This is a genomic window from Rhizobium sp. NPDC090279, from assembly GCF_044769665.1.
Classification (GTDB): Bacteria; Pseudomonadota; Alphaproteobacteria; order Rhizobiales; family Rhizobiaceae; genus Rhizobium.
Genome location: NZ_JBIVYI010000007.1, coordinates 194,086 through 217,981, shown reverse-complemented (window position 1 = coordinate 217,981; position 23,896 = coordinate 194,086). Strand labels below are relative to the sequence as shown.

Annotated in this window: 22 protein-coding genes and 1 tRNA gene; 19 read left to right on the top strand and 4 right to left on the bottom strand. The window is 59.9% G+C overall.

Annotation, left to right across the window (positions count from 1 at the left end; all coding sequences use genetic code 11):
• The first annotated feature begins 1 nt into the window (after position 1).
• From ACIQWP_RS19165 to ACIQWP_RS19135, 7 genes are read left to right on the top strand one after another with little or no spacing between them, the layout of a single operon-like run.
• The gene (locus tag ACIQWP_RS19165) at positions 2-955 is read left to right on the top strand and encodes an arginase (RefSeq protein ID WP_402790499.1); all 954 of its coding nucleotides are present in this window, start codon (positions 2-4) and stop codon (positions 953-955) included.
• Positions 952-1,305, top strand: a complete 354-nt coding sequence (locus ACIQWP_RS19160) for an EamA family transporter (protein WP_402790498.1) — start codon at positions 952-954, stop codon at positions 1,303-1,305. Before ACIQWP_RS19165 ends, ACIQWP_RS19160 begins: the two co-directional genes overlap by 4 nt.
• A complete protein-coding gene (locus ACIQWP_RS19155; RefSeq protein WP_402790495.1) occupies positions 1,302-2,174 on the top strand; it encodes a fatty acid desaturase family protein in 873 nt (290 codons plus the stop codon). Before ACIQWP_RS19160 ends, ACIQWP_RS19155 begins: the two co-directional genes overlap by 4 nt.
• Complete coding sequence (locus ACIQWP_RS19150; protein WP_402790492.1) at positions 2,164-2,979, top strand: alpha/beta hydrolase; 816 nt, start codon at positions 2,164-2,166, stop codon at positions 2,977-2,979. Before ACIQWP_RS19155 ends, ACIQWP_RS19150 begins: the two co-directional genes overlap by 11 nt.
• Entirely contained in the window at positions 2,960-4,108 is a 1,149-nt protein-coding gene (locus ACIQWP_RS19145) for a GNAT family N-acetyltransferase (RefSeq protein ID WP_402790489.1), read from the top strand. The genes ACIQWP_RS19150 and ACIQWP_RS19145 overlap by 20 nt, the downstream gene beginning before the upstream one ends.
• Positions 4,108-4,536, top strand: coding sequence for a DMT family transporter (locus ACIQWP_RS19140; protein WP_402790486.1), 429 nt, complete (start codon positions 4,108-4,110; stop codon positions 4,534-4,536). The genes ACIQWP_RS19145 and ACIQWP_RS19140 overlap by 1 nt, the downstream gene beginning before the upstream one ends.
• Complete coding sequence (locus ACIQWP_RS19135; protein WP_402790483.1) at positions 4,536-5,876, top strand: class I SAM-dependent methyltransferase; 1,341 nt, start codon at positions 4,536-4,538, stop codon at positions 5,874-5,876. Before ACIQWP_RS19140 ends, ACIQWP_RS19135 begins: the two co-directional genes overlap by 1 nt.
• Here ACIQWP_RS19135 and ACIQWP_RS19130 read toward each other — a convergent pair.
• A complete protein-coding gene (locus tag ACIQWP_RS19130) occupies positions 5,817-6,614 on the bottom strand; it encodes a MipA/OmpV family protein (RefSeq protein WP_402790480.1) in 798 nt (265 codons plus the stop codon). The genes ACIQWP_RS19135 and ACIQWP_RS19130 overlap by 60 nt on opposite strands.
• Positions 6,615-7,091: 477 nt before the next feature.
• Here ACIQWP_RS19130 and ACIQWP_RS19125 point away from each other — a divergent pair, with 477 nt between their 5' ends.
• Positions 7,092-7,838, top strand: coding sequence for a phosphatase PAP2 family protein (locus ACIQWP_RS19125; RefSeq protein ID WP_402790477.1), 747 nt, complete (start codon positions 7,092-7,094; stop codon positions 7,836-7,838).
• A 24-nt stretch (positions 7,839-7,862) separates the two neighbouring features.
• Here ACIQWP_RS19125 and ACIQWP_RS19120 read toward each other — a convergent pair whose 3' ends face one another.
• Together ACIQWP_RS19120 and ACIQWP_RS19115 are read right to left on the bottom strand one after the other, a co-directional pair.
• Entirely contained in the window at positions 7,863-8,504 is a 642-nt protein-coding gene (locus ACIQWP_RS19120) for a DUF1007 family protein (protein WP_402790474.1), read from the bottom strand.
• A gap of 198 nt (positions 8,505-8,702) precedes the next feature.
• Positions 8,703-8,777: transfer RNA gene (locus ACIQWP_RS19115), tRNA-Gly, on the bottom strand.
• 244 nt (positions 8,778-9,021) lie between these two features.
• Between ACIQWP_RS19115 and ACIQWP_RS19110 the strand changes: the two genes are divergently transcribed.
• The 5 genes from ACIQWP_RS19110 (at position 9,022) to ACIQWP_RS19090 (ending at position 14,503) form a co-directional block, all read left to right on the top strand.
• The gene (locus ACIQWP_RS19110) at positions 9,022-9,531 is read left to right on the top strand and encodes a prolyl-tRNA synthetase associated domain-containing protein (protein ID WP_402790472.1); all 510 of its coding nucleotides are present in this window, start codon (positions 9,022-9,024) and stop codon (positions 9,529-9,531) included.
• A gap of 160 nt (positions 9,532-9,691) precedes the next feature.
• Complete coding sequence (gene trxA, locus ACIQWP_RS19105; protein WP_402790469.1) at positions 9,692-10,666, top strand: thioredoxin; 975 nt, start codon at positions 9,692-9,694, stop codon at positions 10,664-10,666.
• 335 nt (positions 10,667-11,001) lie between these two features.
• On the top strand, positions 11,002-11,661 hold the full coding sequence (locus ACIQWP_RS19100) for an LON peptidase substrate-binding domain-containing protein (RefSeq protein ID WP_402790466.1): 660 nt from the start codon (positions 11,002-11,004) through the stop codon (positions 11,659-11,661).
• A gap of 10 nt (positions 11,662-11,671) precedes the next feature.
• Positions 11,672-11,860 (top strand): Trm112 family protein, encoded by a 189-nt coding sequence (locus ACIQWP_RS19095; RefSeq protein ID WP_037154712.1) that lies wholly within the window; start codon positions 11,672-11,674, stop codon positions 11,858-11,860.
• A 510-nt stretch (positions 11,861-12,370) separates the two neighbouring features.
• Positions 12,371-14,503 (top strand): nuclease-related domain-containing protein, encoded by a 2,133-nt coding sequence (locus tag ACIQWP_RS19090; protein WP_402790463.1) that lies wholly within the window; start codon positions 12,371-12,373, stop codon positions 14,501-14,503.
• A 466-nt stretch (positions 14,504-14,969) separates the two neighbouring features.
• Here ACIQWP_RS19090 and ACIQWP_RS19085 read toward each other — a convergent pair whose 3' ends face one another.
• Positions 14,970-16,184 (bottom strand): ubiquinone biosynthesis hydroxylase, encoded by a 1,215-nt coding sequence (locus ACIQWP_RS19085; protein ID WP_402790460.1) that lies wholly within the window; start codon positions 16,182-16,184, stop codon positions 14,970-14,972.
• A gap of 83 nt (positions 16,185-16,267) precedes the next feature.
• Between ACIQWP_RS19085 and tesB the strand changes: the two genes are divergently transcribed.
• The 6 genes from tesB (at position 16,268) to ACIQWP_RS19055 (ending at position 23,865) form a co-directional block, all read left to right on the top strand.
• Positions 16,268-17,152: an acyl-CoA thioesterase II gene (tesB, locus tag ACIQWP_RS19080; protein WP_402790457.1), complete on the top strand. Its 885-nt coding sequence runs from the start codon at positions 16,268-16,270 to the stop codon at positions 17,150-17,152.
• A 213-nt stretch (positions 17,153-17,365) separates the two neighbouring features.
• Positions 17,366-17,716: a P-II family nitrogen regulator gene (locus ACIQWP_RS19075; protein WP_015341499.1), complete on the top strand. Its 351-nt coding sequence runs from the start codon at positions 17,366-17,368 to the stop codon at positions 17,714-17,716.
• Positions 17,717-17,743: 27 nt separating this feature from the next.
• Positions 17,744-19,111, top strand: coding sequence for an ammonium transporter (locus ACIQWP_RS19070; protein WP_402790451.1), 1,368 nt, complete (start codon positions 17,744-17,746; stop codon positions 19,109-19,111).
• Positions 19,112-19,385: 274 nt separating this feature from the next.
• A complete protein-coding gene (locus ACIQWP_RS19065; protein ID WP_402790448.1) occupies positions 19,386-22,058 on the top strand; it encodes a DNA translocase FtsK 4TM domain-containing protein in 2,673 nt (890 codons plus the stop codon).
• 136 nt (positions 22,059-22,194) lie between these two features.
• Positions 22,195-22,857 (top strand): outer-membrane lipoprotein carrier protein LolA, encoded by a 663-nt coding sequence (locus ACIQWP_RS19060; RefSeq protein WP_402790445.1) that lies wholly within the window; start codon positions 22,195-22,197, stop codon positions 22,855-22,857.
• 204 nt (positions 22,858-23,061) lie between these two features.
• Positions 23,062-23,865 (top strand): exodeoxyribonuclease III, encoded by an 804-nt coding sequence (locus ACIQWP_RS19055; protein WP_402790442.1) that lies wholly within the window; start codon positions 23,062-23,064, stop codon positions 23,863-23,865.
• Positions 23,866-23,896: the final 31 nt, after the last annotated feature.

Below are 23,896 nucleotides of genomic sequence, written 5' to 3'. Positions count from 1 at the left end.
CGTGCAACTGCTGCTTCTTCATCTCGATGATGCTTTGGAGTTGCAGCCAGACTTCGTGCGCGCTTGCAAATTCGCAGGCGCGCACCAGTATTTCGGCAAGAATGCGGGGTCGCAGGTTCGACTGTGGAGCAAGCAGGGCGCCCTTGACGACCTCAGCCGCGAGATCGTCAAGAACAGGCCGACGACCGGCAAGGACCCGCAATTGTGTTTCATGGGGTCGGGCGACTTCCATCACATCACCGCCTTGCTGCTCGATGCCGCGCTCGAACGACAGTCCGGCGCGGCCACGCTGATCCATTTCGACAATCATCCCGATTGGGTCAAATTCGACGGCGGCATGCATTGCGGTTCCTGGGTCAACACCGCCCTTGCCAATCCGAATATCCAGAAGGTCATCACCATCGGCGTCTGCAGCCATGATCTTCGCAGCCCGGAGCGCAAGGGGGCCAACCTGCACTGGCTCGGCGATGGCAAGCTGGAACTCTACCCTTACGAACATCCGCCGAGCCGCGTGCTGGCCGATTACGGAACCGGCGCCAGTTACCGGCAAGAAAAGGGTGCGCTGCATTGGAAATCGATCGCCGAAATCGGCGAGGAAAATTTCATCGACCACATGCTCAGCCGCATTCGCACCGAGACCGTCTACGTCACGATCGACAAGGACGTGCTGGCCGCTGACGATGCCGTCACCAATTGGGACCAAGGCCGCATGCGGCTGCCCTATCTCCTGGCTCTGATCAGTGAAATCGGCAGCCGTCACCGCATCATCGGCGCGGATGTCATTGGGGATTATTCAACTCCGAGTTATGCTGGCAGCCTTCGGACGCAGTTCATGAAACGCGCGGAGATCTTCATCGATCAGCCGCGCATGCGGCAGGGCGTCGAGACGATGAGGAACATCAACAGCGCGGCCAATCACGCCCTGCTGGAGGTGCTGGCGGAGTACATGGAATGACTGGCAGCCTGACACTTCCCATGCTTGGGCTCATATTGTTCTGCGTGATCGCGGAGACCGCCCGCGAGGTCTGCTTCAAGCAATCGGCCAGTGGAAACGCCCCCCTTTCGGCGCTGGCAAAGCCGGTCACCTGGCTCGGCATCGTGCTCTGGGTCGTGGAGCTTTTCGCCTGGACGGCCGTTCTGGAACACGTCCCGCTGACCATCGCCTTCCCGCTGATGGCGCTGAGCTATGTCATCATCGTGTTCGCCGGCGCCGTCATCTTCAAGGAAAACATCAACCTGCGCCACGCGACGGGCGTGTTTCTCGTCACCGCCGGCGTGGTTTGCGTGGGAGTTACAGGATTATGAAAATCTTTGCACACACTCGATGGGATCTGGCGCCGGTTCTGGCCGCTGTCGCCCATCTCGCCTTCGATGTCTATCTGATCGTCGGCTTCGAAAGCCGGCCGCTTTGGCTTTCGGCCGTTCTCGGCTGCCTTTACGCTGTGTCGATCTCCTGGAACATCAACAGCATATCGCACAACTTCATCCACACGCCCTATTTCAAGCCGCGCTGGATGAACTACGGCTTCAGCCTGCTGGAATCGGTCGCGATCGGTTTCTCGCAGACCTATTATCATTGGGTGCATATGCGTCATCATTCCGGCAACAGCGACCGGCCGGACGAAAAAGGCGATACTGTCGATCTGCTGTCGATCTATCGCCACGGCCATGACGGCCAGCCTGAGAACGTCTGGTCCTATACGCTCCTGAGCTTCTTCCGTGACAGCATCGGCGACATCCACAAGGCGATTGCCCGCAATCGGCCGTTCGATGCGGCCTGGGGGCGGTTCGAGCTCTATTTCTTCCTGGGGCTTGCCGCGCTTGCGCTCATCTACGACTGGAAGGCCGTGCTGTTCTTCGTGCCGTTCTATTATATCGGCAACTGCCTGTCGTCGCTGAACGGTTATTACGAGCATCTGAACGGCGATCCGGACGAGCCGATTGCCTGGGGCGTTTCGAGCCACCAGCCTTTCTACAACTGGCTGTGGTTCGGCAATGGCTATCATGCGGAGCATCATTATCGTCCGCGCACTCACTGGACGAAGCTCCCGGCGCTGCACGAGCAGATCAAGGACGAGCAGGAAAAGAATGGCACGCATGTGATCAGCACCTGCCATGCCCTCGGCTTCATGGCCAAGGAAAACCGGCAGTCGGAGCTGTCTCATGAAAGCTGATGAATTGAGCTTCTTCATGGAGGGCTCAAACGGCAAAGGCGTCCTTCTGGTCCACGGTCTGACCGGGGCGCCTGCCGAAATGAAGCTGGTCGCCCGGCACCTCAACCGCAGGGGATACAGCGTCTATGCGCCGCTGCTGGCCGGTCACGGTGTCGATGCGAAGACGCTGCGGCAGACCAGCTGGGAAGACTGGCTCGCCTCTGTCGTCGCGGCATCGGAGCTATTGGCATCCAGAACGCAGGAGGTCTTCGCCGCCGGTATCTGCGTTGGCGGCAAGCTCGCCATGCTGGCTGCCGAACAGCAGAAGAAGACCATCAGCGCGGTGGCGATCTATTCCCCCTGCTTCAGTTATGACGGCTGGGACGTTCCCTTCTACTATCCGCTGCTGGCCTCCCAGATCGGCTGGCTGTCGCGCGTTCCTTTCCTCGATCGGCTGAGTTTCAGCGAAACCACGTCGCTCGGGATCAAGGACGAACGCATGCGTCGGCTGATCGAAGGCATGGCGAGCGAAGGCGTTCTGGAGAAGTTCCCCGGCAAGGGTCTGGTCGAAATGCATCGGCTGGGCAAGACGCTGCGCAGCCTGCTGCCGCAGATGCAGACGCCGACGCTGATCCTGCATGCCGAGGATGACGATCTCGCCAGCCCGAAGCATGCCCGCTATATTTCCGAGCATATCGGCGCTCCGCACGAGCTGAAATGGATCACGGACAGCTATCATATGATCCATGTCGACCGGCAGCACCGCCAAGTGGCCGATTTCACGGCCGACTTCTTCGAGGCGCGTCATGTCGCAGCCGCTGCTTAAAATCCCACCTCGGCCGACAGGCGATCCGGTGGCCGAAGTTCATTTCAGCATTTGCGCCATCGGCCGCGATGCGTGGAATGCGTGCTTCCCGGGTCAGGTCGAGGACTATGATTGCCTGCTTGCCATCGAGGAAGCAGGCCTTGAGGGATTTGAATGGCGCTATATCACCGTCACCGAAGGCGGGCGCGTGAGCGCCGCCATGCCGGCTTTTCTTTGCCTCTATGCGCTCGATACGACGCTGGATGAAGGTTTCCTGCGCAGATCAGTGCGCAGCGTGCAGCGTAATTTTCCGGGTTTCCTGAAGTTGCGCCTTGCATGCCTGGGATCGCCATGCACGGAAACCGGCGCGATCGGTTTTCATCCCGACCTGTCGCGCGAGCGTCGTCGCCTACTGCTGACGGAGATGCTGTCCTTCTTCGATCAGGTCGCCGCGACGGAGCGTTGCGGGCTGATCGGCCTCAAGGATGTTCCGGAACAGGCTTCGGCGGAGTTCGGCGATCTGCTTGCCGCGCGTGGCTATGCCGCGATCGGCGGTCTTCCGACGGCGTGGCTCGACATCGACTTCAAGACGATCGACGACTATCTCGCGAGGCTCTCGGCCGGCACCCGCAAGGACATGCGCCGCAAGATGAAATCCTTCGAGCAGGTCAGGGTGGAGATCCGGACGGAGCTTGGCGAATTGCTGCCTGAGGTCATGACGCTCTACCGCGACACGCGCAACCGCAGCGAATTGCAATTCGAGGAACTGACATCGGCCTATTTCCAGGGCATTCTCGCCCGCATGTCCGGACGCTCCTTCTGCGTTCTTTATTTCGTCGAGGACAAGCTGCTTGCTGCCAATCTGATCATGCATGACGAGCGCGTGGCCATCGACAAATTCTTCTGCATGGACGGCGAAAAGGGCCGGCCCTATAACCTCTATTTCCTGAGCTGGTTTACCAACCTGCGCTACTGCCTGGACAACGGCCTGAGCCGTTATCTGAGCGGTCAGGCTCATTATGAAAACAAGCTGCGTCTCGGCAGCCAGCTGACCGCCAATGCGATGTATTTCCGCCATCGCAACCCTTTGCTTCAGAGATTGCTACGGCTGGTATCGCCGCTGTTCTCGACAGACGAGGCGGATGCGTGATGCCTATGCGTTTTTTCTGGCTCGCCGTGCCGGTGCTGAGCACCCTGTTCCAATTTTTCATTAAGCTCGGTGCGGAGCAATTGCACGACGAAGGTACACAGACCTGGCTCTGGCAGGCTTTGTCTTCCCAATGGATATTGGCGGCGATAGCCGTCGAGATCGTCGGTTTCTTCATCTGGATGAAGGTGCTTGCCGAGCTCGATCTCAGCCGCGCCTTTCCGCTGACGGGCATCGCCTACGTGCTGGTCGTCGCGAGCGGCTGGTTTGTCTTCGGCGAGCGGGTGGTCGCCCTGCAGTTGATTGGTAGCGGCTTGATCCTGACGGGCGTCTGGCTGATTGCCGGCGCCAGCGTCGAGACGAAAGCCGATGATGGCGAATGGGACGCGAAGCGCAATGAACTGCGCACGGGTACCGGCAAGGATAGGTGATGTCGAGTTCTCAAGCTGAAAACCGCCCCAAGGGCAAGAACAATGTGTTTTTCTCCGGCCTTGTCGACTGGTGTGTGAAGCGCGCGCTGTCGTCGATCGTCACGCGAGGGGCGCTGACCGTGACGACGGCAAGCGGCCGCGTGCTGACCTTCGGCGATGGCACCGGCGAGCCTGTTCACGTCCGTTTCACCGACAACCGCGCGGAATGGGCGCTTCTGATCGATGCCGATATGCGGCTTGGCGAGCTCTTCATGGACGGTCGCTTCATTGTCGAACAGGGCACGCTTTACGATTTCGTGGCGATGATGCTGCGCGAGGGGCAGAACACTACCCACCCGCTCATTGCCCGCATCATCGATCACATCAGGACGAAGCTGCGGATTTTCCGCCACCGCAATCTGCCTGGGCGATCGAAAGCCAATGTCGCGCATCACTATGACCTCGATGGCCGGCTCTACGAGCTCTTCCTCGATCCGGACCGGCAATATTCCTGCGCCTATTTCGAGCGCGCCGACCAGTCGCTGGAGGATGCGCAGCTCGCCAAGAAGCGCCATCTCGCCGCCAAGCTGCTGATCGAACCGAAAAACAGCATCCTCGATATCGGCTGCGGCTGGGGCGGTCTGGCGCTGCATATGGCAGAGCAGGCGCCAGGCGGCTCCGTGCTCGGCGTCACCCTTTCCGAGGAGCAGCATGACTATGCGTCGAAACGCGTCGCCGAAAGGGCCGGAGGAACGCCGGCAGATGTTCAGTTCGCACTGAGGGACTATCGCAGCCTCACCGGCCATTTCGACAGGATCGTTTCCGTCGGCATGTTCGAGCATGTCGGGCTGGCGTCCTATCGCACCTTCTTCCGCAAATGCGCGGAGTTGCTCGAGGATGACGGCATCATGGTGCTTCACACCATCGGCTGTTCGGCGACCCCCGGCTTCACGACGCCATGGCTCGACAAGTACATCTTTCCCGGCGGCTATATTCCGGCGCTTTCCGAAATCGTGCCCGAGATCGAGGCGGCGGGGCTTGCCATCACCGATGTCGAAGTGCTGCGGCTGCATTATGCCAAGACGCTCGAGGCGTGGCGGGAGCGTTTCATGGCGCGCTGGGACGATGCCGCCAAGCTTTATGACGAGCGCTTCTGCCGCATGTGGGAATATTATCTTTCGACGGCGGAGGCCGCCTTCCGCTACGAGGATCTCGTCGTCTTCCAGATCCAGATCGCCAAGCGCAACGACATCATTCCGCTGACGCGCAATTATATCGCCGAGAATGAAGCGAAGAGCGCTTCAAAAGTTGATGTTGAAGGTTCTGTTCAGCGTGAAGCCAATGATGTTCTGGTCGGGTGAGCCGAAGCGCGAGGTGATCGGGCTGTCGGCTGCATCGCCCACCAGGCGATTATATTTCTCATAGACCTGCACGCTCCATTCCGGGGAGATCGTGTAGGTCGCAGCCACGGTAAAGCCGACAGATTTCACGCCGGCGCCGGCGTCGAAAGCGCTGACATGCGCTCTTCTTGCCGCCTCGCTCTCCGAAATACCAAAATTGCTGCGCATATAGACAGAGTTGGCCACCGACAGGCGAGGTCCTGCCGAGAAGAGCCACTTCTCGCCAACGGGCTGAAACCAGTCGAGCGCGAAATCGCCGACCAGGCCATCGCCACCCCAAAGCGATTGACGCACTTCCGTGCGAAACCGGAGCTGATTTTCCATCAGCCAATATTGTGCGAAGCCGCCTGCATCGAAATTCCAGCGCACCCTGCGCTGGCTTTGCAGATGCAGATTATTGAGATCGAACCGATCATCCCTCAAGCCGACCACAGGGCCGATTTCGAGGCCGCCGAGATCAAGGAGCTGATAGTCGAAATTATCGTCCGGGGCGCTGTATTCCTTGGCCTCGCCGAGGCGATGGACGTCGAAAGAGGGCAAGGCACCGAATGTATAGTGCTTCGAGCCTTCATAGCTCGGGCCATATTCCACGGTGGCGCCGAGCGTGACAACCCAGGTGCTCGAGGAGGATTTTGCGGCGTCTTCCGCCCTGGATGATACGGGAAATATACCGACCACAGACGCAGCCAGCAATCCCATTCCGGCCAGCGTCGACAACTGAGCGGAGAAAGATGTCCCAACACTTAACACTCTGACATTACCCGATCTCTGATCGCCCCTGCGGTACTACTAGCACAGCTCAACATTTCGAAAATAGCAGAAATTTTACGGCAATCATCGCGGCTACCGGACGGACGGGATGATTTTGCACCGTTTGTGGAAATACGGCCACAGCACACATCCTTTCTCTTTGGCGACGCCTCCCACGCATCGTCGTTCAACAGGAGATGACCCGAACCATATTCCCTCCCGCAGCAGCCGTGGATTGCAGAAAACATCTGTCAGGATAGCGACATAACATGTCATGAACCTGAAGCGCTTGTTGCGCCAAGCAGGCCAAGTCTGTTTGCTTCACGGTTGGAAGCCGCACATTGTATCCCTAGATAGGCAGTGTCCTGTTTCGCGTTCCGACTATGGAAGAGACGATATGATCATATGCAAGGCGGGTTTCGGCGCATGAAGGATCGACCATTTGACACATCGCGCCTACCTGGATGGTTGAACCGCTACGAGCCCTTGCTGCTTGTCATGTTCGCCGCGCTTTCGGGTGGAATTCTCCTGTTCATCTACCTGACGGGAGAGGTTCTCGAAGGCAGCACGAAGGGGTTCGACGAGGCGATATTGCTGGCGCTTCGCCAGTCTGGCGATCTCTCCGTTCCGATAGGGCCCGGTTGGCTGACCCATGCCGTCAAGGACATCACAAGTCTCGGCGGGACGACCGTGCTCGCGCTGATGACGGCCCTGGTGACGATCTATCTGCTGCTCGACCGGCAGCGCGCCATCGCCATCTTCATTCTCGCTTCGGTGCTTGGCGGCTGGGCGTTGAGCGCGGCCCTGAAGGTCGGCGTCGCGCGACCGCGACCGGATATCGTGCCGCATCTCGTCGAGGTTCACGATCTGAGCTTTCCGAGCGGCCATGCGATGGTGTCTGCCGTGACCTATCTGACCCTTGCCGCACTGATCTCGGGCACGCGGACCTATCGGTCGACGCGTGTCTTCACCGTTGCGGCCGGTATTCTCCTGACCTTGATGATCGGCGCGAGCCGGATCTATCTCGGCGTGCATTATCCGACCGACGTTCTCGGCGGCTGGTGCGCAGGTGCGACCTGGGCGCTCGCCTGCTGGATCATCGCCCGCCGCTACATATCGCTTGCGCCGGATGGCGAGAGCCCAGCAGGGCGGGGCGCTCCGCCTCTCAAATGAATCGGGATATTTCCGGGTGCGGGATCAGCACTGGACTTCCAGCCGCGTCGCCACGAGCAGCGAGTAGTCTGTGCCCTTCGGATCGCTGAAAAACATGCTTGTCAGCGCGGCCTGGTTTTCCGCCATGACTTCCTTGGGATTGGGCCTGATGACCTTGCGCTTGCAGCGGCCGGACGCGGGTCCCGACATGCTCATGTCGTTGTCGGTGGCGAAATCGACGGCGGTGTAGAGCGTCTTGTCGTAGATCCCGAAGATCGTCGTTCCCTTGAGGAAGGTCTTCTCCACGGGTTTCAGCGAAAAGGTCAGGGTCAGCGAACCGTCCTTGTAGTCGGCCTGGATCGCATCCGGCTTGGCCATCGGCACGGCTTTGCCGTTGCTGGTGACGTTCGTATAGTAATCATACTGCGCCAGCGAATCCTTGACCGTCTTGCCGACCGCCTTCAGCTCGCTCGCGCTCAGCGCGTCATCGCCAGCCTTGCCGAAATCCATGAGGACGGAGGAGGTGAACACCTCGTCGAAGCTCCAGACATTGCGCAGCTCGCTGATCGAGCCGTCGGGTGCTGCGACGACATCGAACTTGGCGTCAATGAAGATATGCGGATGGGCAGACGCGGGAACGGGCAGAAGCGCGAGCATCGCGACCAGCAGGGAAGTCTGTCTTTTCATGCGGTCAATACCGGGTTCCGTCCATCCATCTGACGCGCAGACCTGAACGCCAAATGAGACTGATTTGAGACCCAAGGCGCGTTGGGAAAGCCATAGTGCCGGGGAAGGAAACAGGACTATGGAAATTCGGCCTTTTGGCAAAAATCAGCCCGCAGCCTGAGCCGTGGCTTCTTCGTTATCAGAGAAAGGCTGGAAAACTGGAGCGGGCGAAGGGATTCGAACCCTCGACCCCAACCTTGGCAAGGTTGTGCTCTACCCCTGAGCTACACCCGCTCATTCCCGTCGCGATCCGGGGTAGTGTGTTGGACCGCTGGGCGTCGTCTTGCGGCGACGGGCGGTATATGGCCTAACCGATTTTCAAATGCAACAGGGAAATGACGAGTTCGCCAAGAAAAATTGCATGTTCTTTTCAGGAGCCGCCGCAAAGGCCGGAAACGCCGGGCTTTGTCGCCTGGAAGATTGCAATGAAATTGCCGGCGACGTATCAGGGGCATACCATTCTTGATTGCGAGACGCCATGACCGAGACCAGCCCGAAATCCCGCGACGATCTTTTCCGATTCCTGGACGGGCTCGGCATCAGCCACGCGACCAAGGATCATGCCCCGGTCTTCACCGTGGCCGAATCGGTGTCGTTGCGCGACGAAATTCCGGGCGGTCATACGAAGAACCTGTTCGTGAAGGACAAGAAGGACAATTTCTTCCTGCTGACCGTGGAAGAAAATGCGACGGTCGACCTGAAGACCGTGCACACGCTGATCGGCGCGGCAAGCAAGGTGTCCTTCGGCAAGCCGGAAAAGCTGATGGAATATCTCGGCGTCATTCCGGGCTCGGTGACGGCATTCGGCGCGATCAACGACACGGCCGGGAACGTCACCTTCGTGCTCGACGCCGAGCTGATGGCGCATGACATCGTCAATTGCCATCCTTTGTCGAACGATGCGACGACCTCGATTGCCAGCGGCGATCTCCTGCGTTTCATGGAGGCGACGGGTCATGCACCGCTAGTCTTGAAAGTGACGAGCTAACGTACGATTTTAGCGCTAAGATTATGGCGATCGGCTTGTCTTCGGATTGTCCGGTCGTTTTGGCCATTTCATGGAGCGTGCTGCCAGGCGAATCGCGTCGTCTCGTCTGGAGATCATGCTTCTCACAAAATCCAAAGATGCCGGCAGGCGGGAGACACTCATGAGCGGTTCGAACAATCCCTATAACGCTTCCTTCGGCGGGCAGATGTCGGCCACGGCATCCTTTGGCGCCGCGCCGGCCGCCGGCGGCGCTTCGCCGATCAAGGACACGACGACAGCCAATTTCGCCAAGGACGTTATCGAGGAATCGCGCAAGCAGCCGGTGCTGGTCGATTTCTGGGCGCCCTGGTGCGGCCCGTGCAAGCAGCTGACGCCGGTTCTGGAAAAGGTCGTCACCGAAGCCCAGGGCCGGGTCAAGCTCGTCAAGATGAATATCGACGATCACCCGTCGATCGCCGGCCAGCTCGGCATCCAGTCGATCCCGGCGGTTATCGCCTTCGTCGACGGCCGTCCGGCCGACGGGTTCATGGGCGCGGTTCCGGAAAGCCAGGTTCGCCAGTTCATCGATCGCCTCGGCGGCCCTGCAGGCGGCGCCGATGATCAGGCGGCCGAGATCGCCGCGGTTCTGGAAGAAGCAAGCGGCCTGCTTGCCGCCGGCGACGTCAACGGCGCGGCCGAATTGTTCGGCGCGGTGCTGCAGGCCGACCCGGAAAATGCCAAGGCGCTTGCCGGCATGGCGGAATGCATGATCGCCGCCGGCCAGAGCCAGCGCGCCCGCGAAGCGCTTGCCGACCTGCCGGAAACGCTTGCCAACGATGCCGGCATTCAGGCCGTGGTCAAGAAGCTCGACCAGATCGACGAAGCCCGCAAGCTCGGCGATCCCGTGGCGATCGAGCACGAGCTGGCCGCCAATCCCGACAATCACGAGCAGCGCATCAAGCTTGCCAAGATCCGCAATGTCGAAGGCAAGCGGGAGGAGGCGGCCGACCATCTTTTGACGGTGATGCGCAAGGATCGCAGCTTCGACGATGACGGCGCGCGCCGCCAGCTGCTGGAATTCTTCGAGGTCTGGGGGGCGAAGGACCCAGCCACGATCGCGGCACGGCGCAAGCTTTCCTCCATTCTATTTTCGTAAAGGGCATGGCGATCGTGCGGAACCTTCCGTACGATCGCTTGTCAGACGGCAGTCCCGGGTATCCGGCGAGCGGAAGCACCTTGGCGTCCTCGTTCAAAATTTTCTTGTGTTTTCGGCAGACCGGCCCACATTGTCGGTGACGCGGCGCGAGAAGGGCGATGGCCGCGATGTGTGTCGTTCCTGTACGGCCCACTGCGGCCGGCAGCGCGGTGTTCTAAAGCGCGTCGCGATCTTTCAGATTCGCTTCTCGCACTTTAGGTCCTTGATTTTGCGCATGTCGTTGTCGCAAAATCGCTGCATACTTTTGCGCGACATGCTTTAGCGGGATGGAAGAGATGCAAGTCGGCAATGCCAGATATCTGAAGCCGGGCGATCTGCCCGAATCGGTTGTTGTCTTTCCCCTGTCCGGCGCGCTGCTGCTGCCCGGTGCGCAACTGCCGCTCAATATCTTCGAACCGCGCTATCTCGCGATGTTCGATGCGGCCATTGCCGGCAACCGGCTGATCGGCATGGTGCAGCCGGCTCTTTCCGAACCGGCCGAATCCCCGAACCTCTCGCATGTCGGCTGCCTCGGGCGCATCACGTCCATCGCGGAAACCGGCGACGGACGCTATATCGCTGCGCTGACCGGCATATGCCGTTTTCGCCTGATGGACGAGATCACCGCCCACCAGCCCTATCGCACCTTCCGCATCACGCCCTTCATCTCCGACCTCAAGTCGCATCACGAAGAGGGCACGGTCGACCGCACGGCGCTGCTGTCGGCTTTCCGGGCCTATCTGGAAGCCAACACGCTGGAGGCGGATTGGGAAAGCGTCGAACGGGCCGACAACATGATGCTGGTCAATTCGCTGTCGATTATGGCGCCCTTCGAGCCGGCCGAGAAGCAGGCGCTGCTGGAAGCGCCTGACCTGAAGACCCGCGCGGAAACCTTCATTGCCATCGTCAAGATCGTGCTCGCCGGCTCCGGCGATACCGATTCGCTGCTGCAATAGGAGCTTGCCCATGGATGTCACGGTCAGCAAGGTCGATCCGAAACTGCTCGATCTGCTCGTCTGCCCGCTCACCAAGGGGCGGCTGAGCTACGACCGGGAAAAGAACGAGCTGATCTCGGAAAAGGCGCGCCTTGCCTATCCGATCCGCGATGGCATCCCGATCATGCTGATCTCGGAAGCAAGACGCATCGAGGATTGAGGTTGGTTCTTGCGGGATTGGGAATTAGAGGCCGGCGTCCCTCTCAGGGATCAATGGAATGGCAATTTTGCGCCTTCATTGTTGCTGTTAAAGTCAGCTTTGCCATCGCCTAAAGTAGTCACTGCTAACGGCCACGGTGGAGGTCGCCGTCGCGCAGTCTACGACCTTTATGCTGGATACAGAGAAAGTCGCGATCTGACCCGGTCGCGGATACTCTGAACTGCGGTCCCAGATGATCCTGGGCGTCTCAACAAGGCGACTCGACTTCTGACGAGATGGTCTGCGAGGCAAGCCGGCTCGTCGGCGATCGCCGGTGTTGTCCCAGATTCTGTGTCGATCCGAAATCTAAGGCCGGAAAAATGGAGGCCCGGAAGTATGCCAAACGTCCTCGTGAACTGGCTGGCCCAAAAGAGCCCAGTCCCGCGCAGCCGGAGGCGGAAAACTGATCCTCCGCAAAATGATCTTGCGCTATAGGTATGTGAACCAACAGTATGTATGGGTTGCAACTCTATGGATGCCGAAACCGATAATACCGAGCGGCCAGAGCCGCGTAATCTGCAAAGTATTTTCGACGACCTACGGGCGCTGGCACACAGCGACGGCGCTTTGCACGATGTTTCGGTCCTCATGTATCGCGATTGGGTGGTTGCCATTGACCTCCAGGAGGGCAAAGTTGCTGATGATCCGGACAAACGTTGGTCGGCGACAAAGCTGAACAGTAACGAATTCATGCTGTTGCTCGGTTTGATGGTTCAGTCGCCATCCGATCGCATCTTCTCCGTCATCGCCCCCGAAAGCGAGTTTGAAGAGAGGGCCGACAAACTTTTGCAGGAATTTCACGACCGGTTGATGTTAGATTCCATAAACTTTGACGATCCGGCAAAGATCGAACAGAAATTCGGTGCCGCTGCCAGGGAAGCTATCTACTACGGCGCAGACAGCTTCTTTCTTCATCAGCTTGAGCGCTTTGGCCGAGAGCGCTATCGCTACGACTTCGAATGGCTAATCAGCAATGCTGGCATAGCGGCGCGGCCGATGGTCGAAATCGCGCGATTCGTCATGGAGTGCATCTCGCGCCAGATGTCGGCGATCGGTGCGATGAGAAAGGAAGGGATCACTCCCAGCAAGGAAGATCTGACAAATAGCCTCCTCATCTCCAAGGCTGAACTTGTCAAAAAATTCGGCTCCGGGAAGGCGAGCGCCTTTATCGCGAGGTTCGCCACGCCAGCAACAAACGCCAACGCACCCTTCACGTCGCCGTTCCTCGTGAACAAAGCCAATCTCGCGCCAATGATCGACATCGGCGAACATCTCTACGCGCCCAACGCCTACCGGCTACTTGAGAGCGTATATGAAAGCCCGACCTATTGGATGATGGCCGATCCCGATTATCTTGACATAGCGGCCCAGCATAGGGGCATCTTTCTGGAACGGGCGACGGCCGATCTGCTCCGCTCCGTGTTTGGCCCAGCTAATGTTTTTGAGAACGTTATTATCCAGCCGAGCAAAAAGAAGACAGCGGGCGAAGCCGATGCGCTCGTCGTCTACGGCGAGTTCGTGATCGTCGTGCAGGCTAAGTCCAAGCGTGTGACATTGAAGGCAAGAGCGGGTGATGAAGAAGCCCTTGCGAATGACTTCGAACGGGCCATTCAAGATCCATATCGGCAAGCTTACGAATTTGCCGAACTGATCCAGGCCGGAGCGGAATGCAAAACCAAAGAAGGTAAGACGCTTGTGTTCCCAACAACGGTGCGGACATTTCCGGCCGTGGTGCTAAGCGACGCCTTTCCCGCAGCGACATTCCTTTCCAATATTATGCTCAAGCGCAGCGAAAGGATCGCGCCCGTCATCTGGGACCTGGGCGTTCTCGATTGCGTAGCCCGCATGCTGCCGACGCCGATCGAGTTTCTCTACTACCTGAAATGCCGCTCGGACGTGTTCGACAAAGTGCACTCCGACAGCGAATACAACTTTCTCGGCTACCATTTGAAATACAAGCTGGTGATGGACTCTGAGTATGATTTCATGACCCTGCAGAAGGATTTCGCGGAGATCGTGGAGGACTTCATGTTGCCGCAGGATATTGGTGCGAGGCCGGTCCGTCCCGTCAGCATCCTTGAGCGGTTGGACATTCCGATCATTTCCGACCTCTTCAAGAGCCTGAAGACGGCGCCGCCCGAACTAGCTTCGGTCGTGATCGACCTCTATGATTTCTCTTATGGCTCGCTGACAGATATCGCCAAGACAGTGGGAACCATCCGGAAGGAGGTCGCGGCGGGCAAGCAGATGAAGTCGTTCTCGATTTTGACGGAATCGGGTGGCTTCACCTATCTGGTCTGCAGGGCCATGAATGATAAAATTCGAATCGCCGCTGAAGCGATCGGCCAGAAGCACAAATATGATTCCAAGCGGGATCGGTGGTACGTCATCGTGGACAATATCAACACGACTGCGCCGGTCGACGCCTTGCTGCCCTTGACGGAGAAGTGGCACGAGGACGCCGACTTGGCCGAAAACTCGCGCAAGGTAGACGAACTGTTTAATACCAAATGGCTACCCCGTACTGCCCCAGTTGGCGATGCCGTTGGTCCACATGGCGCCGCAGATGCCGCCGAGCCTGTGGATGGTTCGACAAATGAGTGATCCATGCAAAGGGGGTGGTCTTAGATAAAGGGCTGAGCTGTGGTAAGTACTCTGCTCTTAAAGGGGGCTCGAGGCCGATGTCGCGGTGCTGCTGGACACCTCTTCCTTCTCGGCACAGGATCTGTATGTCGCGCTCACTAACGGTGCTCGTAAGATCGTAGTCTGTTCAGATAGTGCGGTCATCAAACCCAAGTAGCGTCCCAGTTTAATAGGGTTGCTACGCAGTTGTGTGCTACGACAATCAAAATTATGACCAGTCGGGTAAAGCTTAGTTTATACGGCGGAAAACGACTCTGGCTGCCGGAGCTCACTACTATGCCCGGTTTAACCCGCCCAATTCCCGAACTCCGTGGCAAGGGCGAGTGCCCGCTATCCGTTTTTGGAGGTCCTAGCAGCGGTCAGTCCGCTCACGGCCCTAGTGGCAGACGTCTGCGGCGAATTACACCCCTTCAAATTCCTCGGCTGCTCAAATCGCCTCGCCGGCAAGCAGCCGCGGATTGTCCCTAGCAGTCGTACCCGCCGCCTGGCCGATGAAGAAGGATTTAAGGCTTGGCAGGCGGTCGACGATCCCAAGCCCGAAGTCGCGGGCGATGCGAAGCGGTGTGTTGTCGTTGGAGAACAGCCGGTTCAGCACGTCGGTCGTCACCCCCATCCGGAAGGTGTCGAAGCGGCGCCAGGTCTGGTAGCGCTCGAGCGTATTGATCGAGCCGATATCGAGGCCGAGGCGGTCGGCCTCGACGATGGTTTCGGCCAATGCCGCCACATCCTTGAAACCGAGATTGAGGCCCTGGCCTGAGATCGGGTGGATGCCGTGGGCGGCGTCGCCGGCTAGCGCAAAGCGCGGCGCGACGAAGTCGCGGGCAAGCGTCAGGCCGAGCGGGAAGGCTCGGCGCTCGCCGATGGTGGTGAGCGTGCCGAGCTTGTGGCCGAAGCGGCGCTCCAGTTCCTCTTCGAAGAGCAGATCGTCCGAGGCGACCAGCCGTTCGGCATTGGAGGTGCGCTCCGTCCAGACGAGCGAGGAGCGATTGTTCTTCAGCGGCAGAATGGCGAAGGGGCCGGAGGGCAGGAAATGTTCCTCGGCGCAGCCGCCATGCGGGCGCTCGTGCTCGACTGTCACGACGATGCCGGACTGGCCGTAATCCCAGTTGACGGTCTTGATGCCGGCCATGTCGCGCAGCTTGGAGCGCACGCCGTCGCAGGCGACCAGAAGTCGCGTTTCCAGCGTGTTGCCATCCGAGAGGGTCAGCATCGTCTTGCTATCGTCGGTCACGAATCCGGTGGCGCTGAGCCCATGCCTGATGGTGATGCCGAGACGCTCGCAGGCGCCGCGCAAGGCACCGACCATGGCGAGGTTCGGCACCATATGGGCGAAAGGCTGGCCTTCCGCCACTTCGCCGTCGAAAGTGAGGAAAACCGGACGCACGGGATCGCCGGTGCGCGAATCGGTAACGATCATGCGGGTGATCGGCTCAGCCTCCGGCGCGATCTCGTTCCAGACACCGAGGACGTCGAGCATCTTCGAGGCGGCCGCGATCACCGCCGATGCCCGCATATCCTTCTTCCACACGGTTTCGGGCGCGGCTTCCACGATCATGACGTCGAGGTGGGGAGCCGCCTGCTTGACCGCGACCGCGGCGGCAAGACCCACATATCCGCCACCCACTACCAGCATGTCCAACATAGCGCTTCCCTGTGTCCTACTGTCACGTCCTGTTCTATATAGAACATCCTGTTCGTGGTTCCTACCATTGGAGTTCAAGCAAAATGTCGCGAGAGACCGAGAAGCCCACCCCGATGGAGGTCGTGCTTGCGACGCTCGATCTCGAAACGATCGAGATGAACCTGTTTCGCGGCAGCAGCCCGCAGGTCGGTTGGCAGCGCGTCTTCGGCGGGCAGGTCATCGGCCAGGCGCTGATGGCGGCGCAGAGAACCGTTGATGGCGATCGGTTCGCGCATTCGCTGCATGCCTATTTCATGCTGCCCGGCGATCCCTCGGTGCCGATCCTCTATCAGGTCGATCGCCTGCGCGATGGTTCGAGCTTCAACACGCGGCGAGTGCTGGCGGTCCAGCACGGCAAGGCGATCTTCGCGCTGACGGCCTCCTTCCAGGTCGACGAGCCCGGCTTCGATCATCAGATAGAGATGCCCGACGTGCCGATGCCGGAGGAGTTGATGGACGAGGAACAGGTGAAGCAGCGCTATCTCGCCCATGCGCCCGAAAATGTGCGCCGCTACTGGGAGCGCAAGCGTGCGGTCGAAATCAGGCCGGTCTCGATCGAGAGCTATTTCTCACGCGCGCAGCCGAGCCAGCGGCAGAATATCTGGGTCCGCCTGACCGGACCCGTGCCGGATGACCGGCTCTATCAGAATGCCGTACTCGCCTATCTCTCCGACATGACGCTGCTTGATGTTTCGCTGAATGCGCATGGCACATCGGTTCTCGACCCGAGCGTCCAGGTGGCGAGCCTCGACCATGCCATGTGGTTTCATCGCCCGTTCAAGCTCGATGACTGGCTGCTCTACAGCCAGGAAAGCCCCAGCGCCTCCGGCGCGCGCGGATTTACGCGCGGCAGCCTGTTTACGCGATCCGGTGTTCTGATTGCGTCGGTGGCGCAGGAAGGCCTGATTCGTAAAAAGGCAAATGATTAAATAAACGGCAAACTTATAAATTTGCACTTTATTTGTGCCGTTCTCGCGACGAGAAATGCTGCTTTATTGGGTATTCTCAATAAAATTGTTAAATTTCAATATGTTATAAATGTGTCACGAATCTGGCACGTCCTTTGAATGTGTATGCCCAGTCGCTGCAGAAACACTCGTCGGCGGCAAGGAGAGTCGGCTCCGTGCCGAGGCTAACAAAGGATGGGAAACCAGATGAAAATTGTGATGGCCATTATCAAGCCGTTCAAGCTCGATGAGGTCCGTGAAGCCCTCACGGCTGTCGGCATCCAGGGCCTGACTGTGACCGAAGTGAAGGGCTACGGGCGCCAGAAGGGGCATACCGAGATCTATCGCGGCACCGAATATGCCGTCAGCTTCCTGCCGAAGCTGAAGATCGAGGTCGCGGTCGCATCCGAAACCGTCGACAAGGCCGTCGAGGCCATCGCGTCGGCCGCCAAGACCGGCCAGATCGGCGACGGCAAGATCTTTGTCTATTCCATTGACCATGCCGTGCGCATCCGTACGGGCGAAACCGATTCAGAAGCGCTGTAAGACACGGCGGATCAGGGAGTTATTTGCATGTCATTTTCCAAGCTTTCCTCCACCTTGACTCGGGTGGGCGCGCTTTCTGCGGCCTTGCTTGCGCCGGCGATCGCTTTCGCCCAGGACGCCGCTCCGGCTGCCGCGGCTGCGACCGCCGCCACGCCGGTTCCGGACAAGGGCGATACCGCCTTCATGTTCATCTCCACCATTCTCGTGCTCTTCATGCTCGTGCCGGGTCTTGCGCTGTTCTATGGCGGCCTGGTCCGTTCGAAGAACATGCTTTCGGTTCTGATGCAGTGCACGATGGTCGGCGCCGTCGTGATGATCCTCTGGGTTCTCTACGGCTATTCCTTCGCTTTCGGCGGCGGCTCCAGCCCCTATTGGGGCGGCACGGCCAAGATGTTCCTGTCGGGCGTCTCGACCTCGACGACGGCTGCAACCTTCTCCAAGGGCGTCGTCATTCCTGAATTCATCTTCATGCTGTTCCAGATGACCTTTGCCGCCATCACGCCGGCGCTGATCATCGGCGCCTTTGCCGAGCGCATCAAGTTCGGCGCTGCCGTGCTCTTCTGCGCGCTGTGGGCGACCTTCGTCTACTTCCCGATCGCTCACATGGTCTGGGATTCGAACGGCATGCTCTTCAAGATGGGCGCTCTCGACTTCGCAGGCGGCACCGTCGTTCACATCAATGCCGGTATTGCCGGCTTCGTCGGCGCCATTCTCGTCGGCAAGCGCGTCGGCTTCGGCAAGGACATGATGGCTCCCCATTCCATGACGCTGACCATGGTCGGCGCTTCGATGCTCTGGGTCGGCTGGTTCGGCTTCAATGCCGGCTCGAACCTCGAAGCTTCCGGCGGCGCGATGCTCGCAACCGTCAACACCTTCGTCGCAACTGCCGCCGCCATCATCTCCTGGTCGCTGGTTGAAACCTTCACCCGCGGCAAGGCGTCCATGCTCGGCGGCGCTTCGGGCATGGTTGCCGGCCTCGTCGCCATCACGCCTGCCGCCGGTATCGCCGGTCCGATGGGCGCGATCGTCATGGGCCTGATCGTCTCGCCGCTGTGCTACTTCTTCGTCTCGGTCGTCAAGAACAAGTTCGGCTACGACGATACGGCTGACGTCTTCGGCGTACACTGCATTGGCGGCATCTTCGGCGCCATCGCGACTGGCATCTTCGCCAGCGCCTCGCTCGGCGGTGTCGGTTATGCCGATGGCGTCACCATGGGCAGCCAGGTCGTGGTCCAGCTGACCGCGGTCGTCACCACCATCCTGTGGTGCGGTATCGGCTCTGCGATCCTCTACAAGGTCGTCGACGTCATCATCGGCCTGCGCGTCGCTCCGGAAGCCGAGCGCGAAGGTCTCGACCTCGCCTCGCACGGCGAAGCCGCCTACCACAATTCCTGATCGAAGCTTGCGAAACCGGAGCATCGCCTCCGGTTTCGCTCAACATCCCGTCGCGTCCTATTTCATCGCAAATAGGCCGCCCTTGGCCCGGACCTCGGTTCGGGCCCTTTTCGTTGATGCAACGATATCCAGCTGCAAAAGCCGGCGATTCCCGGGGTTGGCCTGCATGGTTAACATGCCATTAACCCTCCTCTGATTAGGTAGGGCTAACCTGCCGGCGAGTGGGCATAGACCGATTCGCTTGCGCTTTGGATACGGAACGGGGCTGGATATCATGGGCAGAAGCAATTCGGCGGCGTTGAGCGGTCGCCCCGACCGCTTATCGCTATCGAGCGTGGTTTGGCGTCAGGTCAAGGGCCTGACAGGCTTTGCGATACTGTTCCTGCTGGCGCTCGCCGTTGCGGCGCTGGCGACATGGAACGTCATGGACCCCAGCTACTCCTACGCAACCGCCAATGCGCCAACCAATCTGCTCGGTTTTCCGGGTGCTGCCTTTGCCGACATCATGATGCAGTCGCTTGGCCTTGCCTCGGTTCTGGCAATGCTGCCCGTCGCCGCCTGGGCCTTGGCGCTGATTACCAACCGCAAGCTTCATCGCGTGCCTTCGCGCCTCGGCGCCTGGCTGGGCGGCTGCATCGTCGCAGCCGGCTCCATCGCCTGCTTTCCAGCGCCGCCGACCTGGCCCATCCCGAACGGGATCGGTGGTGTCGTCGGTGATCTTCTGCTGCGCCTTCCGGCGCTCTTCATCGGCACCTATCCGAGCGGCATCGTCGCCATCATCATCGGTTCGGTTCTTGCCGTTCCGGCCATCTGGCTCATGCTCTTTGCCGCTGGCGTCATCGGCGAAAACCTTGTGGAAGACGAGGAGGATGAGGACGATTACGAGGAAACCCGCAGCCGTGCTCGCCGGGTGGGCGATGCGGACGAGGACGACGACCGCGGCAGCTTCCTCAGCAATTTCATGGCCTTCGGCGCCATCATGCATGCTTGGTACAACACGCAGGCCCGCCTTCGCCGGCTGTTCGGCATGGGGCCGCGCAAGCGCCGCGACCATGCCTTCGATGCGCCCTATGATTTCAATGACGACGAATTCGGTACGCTGAACGAGCCGGTGCGCGCCAAGGCGCCGGTGGCGCGCGGCGACCGTCTCGATCCGTCCATGGACGGCCCGGCAGCGCGCCGCCTTGTTTCCGCGCCCTCGATCAGCCTCGGCGATGACGAGGATGATGACGAGGATTCGATCTATGACCGCGATCCGCGGCGCCCGGCTGATATCCTGCCCGACGATGAGGAAGAGGATTGGCCGCTGACCCCGGCTGCGCCGAAGGCTACCGCCGCCGGCCATCGCGTCACTGCAGCCGCACCGCGTCCGAAGCCGGGTGCGCGGGCCGAACGGGAGGCGCAGACCTCCTTCATCCGTCCCTACGGATTCCAGCTTCCCGCCGTCCACCTGCTTGCCGAGCCGAAGGCCGTCGCCCGCGATGCGACGCTCTCGGCCGATGCGCTGGAGCAGAATGCCCGCATGCTCGAAGGCGTCCTCGAGGATTTCGGCGTCAAGGGCGAGATCATCCATGTCCGTCCCGGCCCGGTTGTCACGCTCTACGAACTGGAGCCGGCGCCCGGCATCAAGTCGTCCCGCGTCATCGGTCTTGCCGACGATATCGCCCGCTCGATGAGCGCGATTGCTGCCCGCGTCGCGGTCGTTCCCGGCCGCAATGCCATCGGCATCGAACTGCCGAACTCGACGCGCGAGACGGTCTATCTGCGCGAACTCGTCGCCAGCCGCGATTTCGAGACCTCCAAGGCCAAGCTTGCCATGTCGCTCGGCAAGACGATCGGCGGCGAGCCCGTGATCGCCGATCTCGCCAAGATGCCGCATCTGCTCGTAGCCGGCACCACCGGCTCGGGCAAGTCCGTCGCCATCAATACGATGATCCTGTCGCTGCTCTATCGCATGACGCCGGAGCAATGCCGCCTGATCATGATCGATCCGAAGATGCTGGAGCTGTCAGTCTATGACGGTATCCCGCATTTGCTGTCGCCCGTCGTCACCGACCCGAAAAAGGCGGTCGTTGCGCTCAAATGGACCGTCCGCGAGATGGAAGAGCGTTACAAGAAGATGTCGAAGATCGGCGTTCGCAATATCGATGGTTTCAATACGCGCGTCGAGCAGGCCGTCGCCAAGGGCGAGGCGATCAGCCGGACCGTGCAGACCGGTTTCGACCGCCACACGGGCGAGGCGATCTACGAGACGGAAGAATTCGACCTGAAGCCGATGCCCTATATCGTCGTCATCATCGACGAAATGGCCGACCTGATGATGGTCGCCGGCAAGGATATCGAAGGCGCGGTGCAGCGCCTGGCACAGATGGCGCGTGCCGCCGGCATCCATGTCATCATGGCGACGCAGCGTCCATCCGTCGACGTCATCACCGGCACGATCAAGGCGAACTTCCCGACCCGCATCTCCTTCCAGGTGACGTCGAAGATCGACAGCCGAACCATCCTCGGCGAGCAGGGTGCGGAACAGCTGCTCGGCATGGGCGACATGCTCTACATGGCCGGCGGCGGCCGCATCCAGCGCGTCCACGGCCCCTTCGTCTCCGATGGCGAGGTGGAGGATATCGTCGCCTATCTGAAGACGCAGGGCTCGCCGCAATATCTCGAAGCGATCACTGCCGATGACGACGAGGACGAAGACGGTCACGGTCCGGTCGGCACCTCCAATCTTTCCGACTCGGAAGACCCCTACGACCAGGCGGTTGCGATCGTGCTGCGCGACGGCAAGGCCTCGACATCCTATATCCAGCGGCGCCTCGGCATCGGCTACAACCGTGCGGCGTCGCTGATCGAGCGCATGGAGCAGGAAGGCCTGATCGGCCCGGCGAACCATGCCGGCAAGCGCGAAATTCTCGTTCCGACCGAAGCCGATATTCTCGATCGCTGAGGCAGCCCGTCTTTCTGTGCCGCACATCCCGGCCATGTTCAGGGAAATTTGATCGCAGACCCTTACCGGCCATAGGCCGTTGCGCCATGAAGACGCCGATTTTGCGCGCCATGGACAAAGCATGAAGGAGAATTCGATGACAAAGTTTGATGCGCAGCCGTCCAACCGACTTTCCCTGACCCGCCGGCATTTCCTCGGCGCCGTGGTCGCGGTCGGTGCGGCAGGCGTTCTGCCCGTTTCGGCCTTTGCGCAAGCCCAGGCCCAGGCAGCTCCAGCCACCCTCAATCCCAACATCGCCCAGGCTATCGCCGATCACTTTTCGTCCATCAAGTCGATGAAGGGGGGCTTCCTGCAGATCGGGCCGCGCGGTGACCAGATGAGCGGTGCGTTTTTCATTCTGCGCCCGGGCAAGATGCGCTTCAACTACGATCCGCCATCCCGCATGCGCGTCATCTGCGATGGCAACAACGTGCAGGTCGTCAACGACCAGACGAATACGAAGAACATGTATCAGCTGTCGAAAACGCCGCTGAGCCTTTTGCTAGCCAACAAGATCGACCTTTCCGCCGACATGGTGCGCAATGTCGATTCGCAGCCGGATTTGACCAAGATCACGCTCGGCAACCGCACCGTCTTCGGTGATTCCACCATCACGATGATCTTCGATTCAAAGACTTACGACCTGCGTCAATGGACCGTCATCGATCCGCAGGGCAAGACGACCGACGTCATCATCAACAACGTCAAGACCAATGTGTCCTTCGACGACAGCGTTTTCCGCATCGATTACATACGCTGATCGACATCTCCATCCTCGGTGGCAAGGGAAGCGCTGAATGGCGCTTTTCTTTCGCGCGCAGCCGGTCTAAAGCCTTAGTCTGACTAGAGCTGTTTAGCGTTTCACGGAATCGCCGGGCCGCTCCAGCTGTCTGTTTTCACTCAATTCCGGCCGGAAAACCGCTGCGCACTTTTCCTGGAATTGCTCTAAGGGGAAGGTTTGGGCATGGGATTTTCGATAGCGACCTGGAACATCAACTCGGTGCGGCTGCGCATGCCCATCGTCGAGCAGTTCGTCATGCAGGCCCGGCCCGACATTCTCTGCCTGCAGGAAACCAAGGTTCCGAACGAGCTTTTTCCCTATGCGCCTCTTAGAGCGCTTGGCTACGAGCATATCATCATCCACGGCCAGAAGGGCTATCATGGCGTCGCAATCGCCTCGCGCTTTCCTCTGACGGAGGATCATCGCCAGGATTACTGCAATGTCGGCGACAGCAGGCATATTTCGGCGATCTTCGAGCGCGGCGGCCGGCGCATCCGTCTGCACAATTTCTACGTTCCGGCCGGCGGCGACGAGCCGGACCGCAGCATCAATCCGAAATTCGGCCACAAGCTCGATTTCATCGAGGAGATGAAGAAGCTGCATGCGAATGCCGAGCAGAACACCTCTGCAATCCTCGTCGGCGATCTCAACATCGCGCCGCTGGAACATGACGTCTGGTCGCACAAGCAGCTGTTGAAGATCGTCAGCCATACGCCGATCGAGACCGACGGCTTGATCGAGGTGATGAAGCGCGGCTCCTGGCTCGACCTGATGCGCCAGCAGGTGCCTGACAGCGAGAAGCTCTATACGTGGTGGAGCTATCGCGCCAAGGATTGGGAGGCTGCCGATCGCGGCCGCCGCCTCGACCACATCTGGTCGTCATCCGACCTTGGCCCGCACCTGCAGCGGATCGAGATCCTGAAGGCGGCGCGCGGTTGGGATCGTCCGTCCGACCATGTGCCGGTAACGGCGCATTTCGATCTCTAGCGGATAGAATAGGCGGAGTCTTCCGCTCTGC

Excerpts from the sequence above, each read along its gene's own strand:
- ACIQWP_RS19090 (WP_402790463.1), top strand. The coding sequence starts at position 12,371 with ATGGATGCCGAAACCGATAATACCGAGCGGCCAGAGCCGCGTAATCTG.
- ACIQWP_RS19070 (WP_402790451.1), top strand. The coding sequence starts at position 17,744 with ATGTCATTTTCCAAGCTTTCCTCCACCTTGACTCGGGTGGGCGCGCTT.
- ACIQWP_RS19135 (WP_402790483.1), top strand. The coding sequence starts at position 4,536 with ATGTCGAGTTCTCAAGCTGAAAACCGCCCCAAGGGCAAGAACAATGTG.
- ACIQWP_RS19145 (WP_402790489.1), top strand. The coding sequence starts at position 2,960 with ATGTCGCAGCCGCTGCTTAAAATCCCACCTCGGCCGACAGGCGATCCG.
- ACIQWP_RS19160 (WP_402790498.1), top strand. The coding sequence starts at position 952 with ATGACTGGCAGCCTGACACTTCCCATGCTTGGGCTCATATTGTTCTGC.
- trxA (WP_402790469.1), top strand. The coding sequence starts at position 9,692 with ATGAGCGGTTCGAACAATCCCTATAACGCTTCCTTCGGCGGGCAGATG.
- ACIQWP_RS19055 (WP_402790442.1), top strand. The coding sequence starts at position 23,062 with ATGGGATTTTCGATAGCGACCTGGAACATCAACTCGGTGCGGCTGCGC.
- ACIQWP_RS19075 (WP_015341499.1), top strand. The coding sequence starts at position 17,366 with ATGGGAAACCAGATGAAAATTGTGATGGCCATTATCAAGCCGTTCAAG.
- ACIQWP_RS19060 (WP_402790445.1), top strand. The coding sequence starts at position 22,195 with ATGACAAAGTTTGATGCGCAGCCGTCCAACCGACTTTCCCTGACCCGC.
- ACIQWP_RS19150 (WP_402790492.1), top strand. The coding sequence starts at position 2,164 with ATGAAAGCTGATGAATTGAGCTTCTTCATGGAGGGCTCAAACGGCAAA.
- ACIQWP_RS19095 (WP_037154712.1), top strand. The coding sequence starts at position 11,672 with ATGGATGTCACGGTCAGCAAGGTCGATCCGAAACTGCTCGATCTGCTC.
- ACIQWP_RS19130 (WP_402790480.1), bottom strand. The coding sequence starts at position 6,614 with ATGGGATTGCTGGCTGCGTCTGTGGTCGGTATATTTCCCGTATCATCC.
- ACIQWP_RS19120 (WP_402790474.1), bottom strand. The coding sequence starts at position 8,504 with ATGAAAAGACAGACTTCCCTGCTGGTCGCGATGCTCGCGCTTCTGCCC.
- ACIQWP_RS19100 (WP_402790466.1), top strand. The coding sequence starts at position 11,002 with ATGCAAGTCGGCAATGCCAGATATCTGAAGCCGGGCGATCTGCCCGAA.
- ACIQWP_RS19085 (WP_402790460.1), bottom strand. The coding sequence starts at position 16,184 with ATGTTGGACATGCTGGTAGTGGGTGGCGGATATGTGGGTCTTGCCGCC.
- ACIQWP_RS19155 (WP_402790495.1), top strand. The coding sequence starts at position 1,302 with ATGAAAATCTTTGCACACACTCGATGGGATCTGGCGCCGGTTCTGGCC.
- ACIQWP_RS19110 (WP_402790472.1), top strand. The coding sequence starts at position 9,022 with ATGACCGAGACCAGCCCGAAATCCCGCGACGATCTTTTCCGATTCCTG.
- ACIQWP_RS19065 (WP_402790448.1), top strand. The coding sequence starts at position 19,386 with ATGGGCAGAAGCAATTCGGCGGCGTTGAGCGGTCGCCCCGACCGCTTA.
- tesB (WP_402790457.1), top strand. The coding sequence starts at position 16,268 with ATGTCGCGAGAGACCGAGAAGCCCACCCCGATGGAGGTCGTGCTTGCG.
- ACIQWP_RS19140 (WP_402790486.1), top strand. The coding sequence starts at position 4,108 with ATGCCTATGCGTTTTTTCTGGCTCGCCGTGCCGGTGCTGAGCACCCTG.
- ACIQWP_RS19125 (WP_402790477.1), top strand. The coding sequence starts at position 7,092 with ATGAAGGATCGACCATTTGACACATCGCGCCTACCTGGATGGTTGAAC.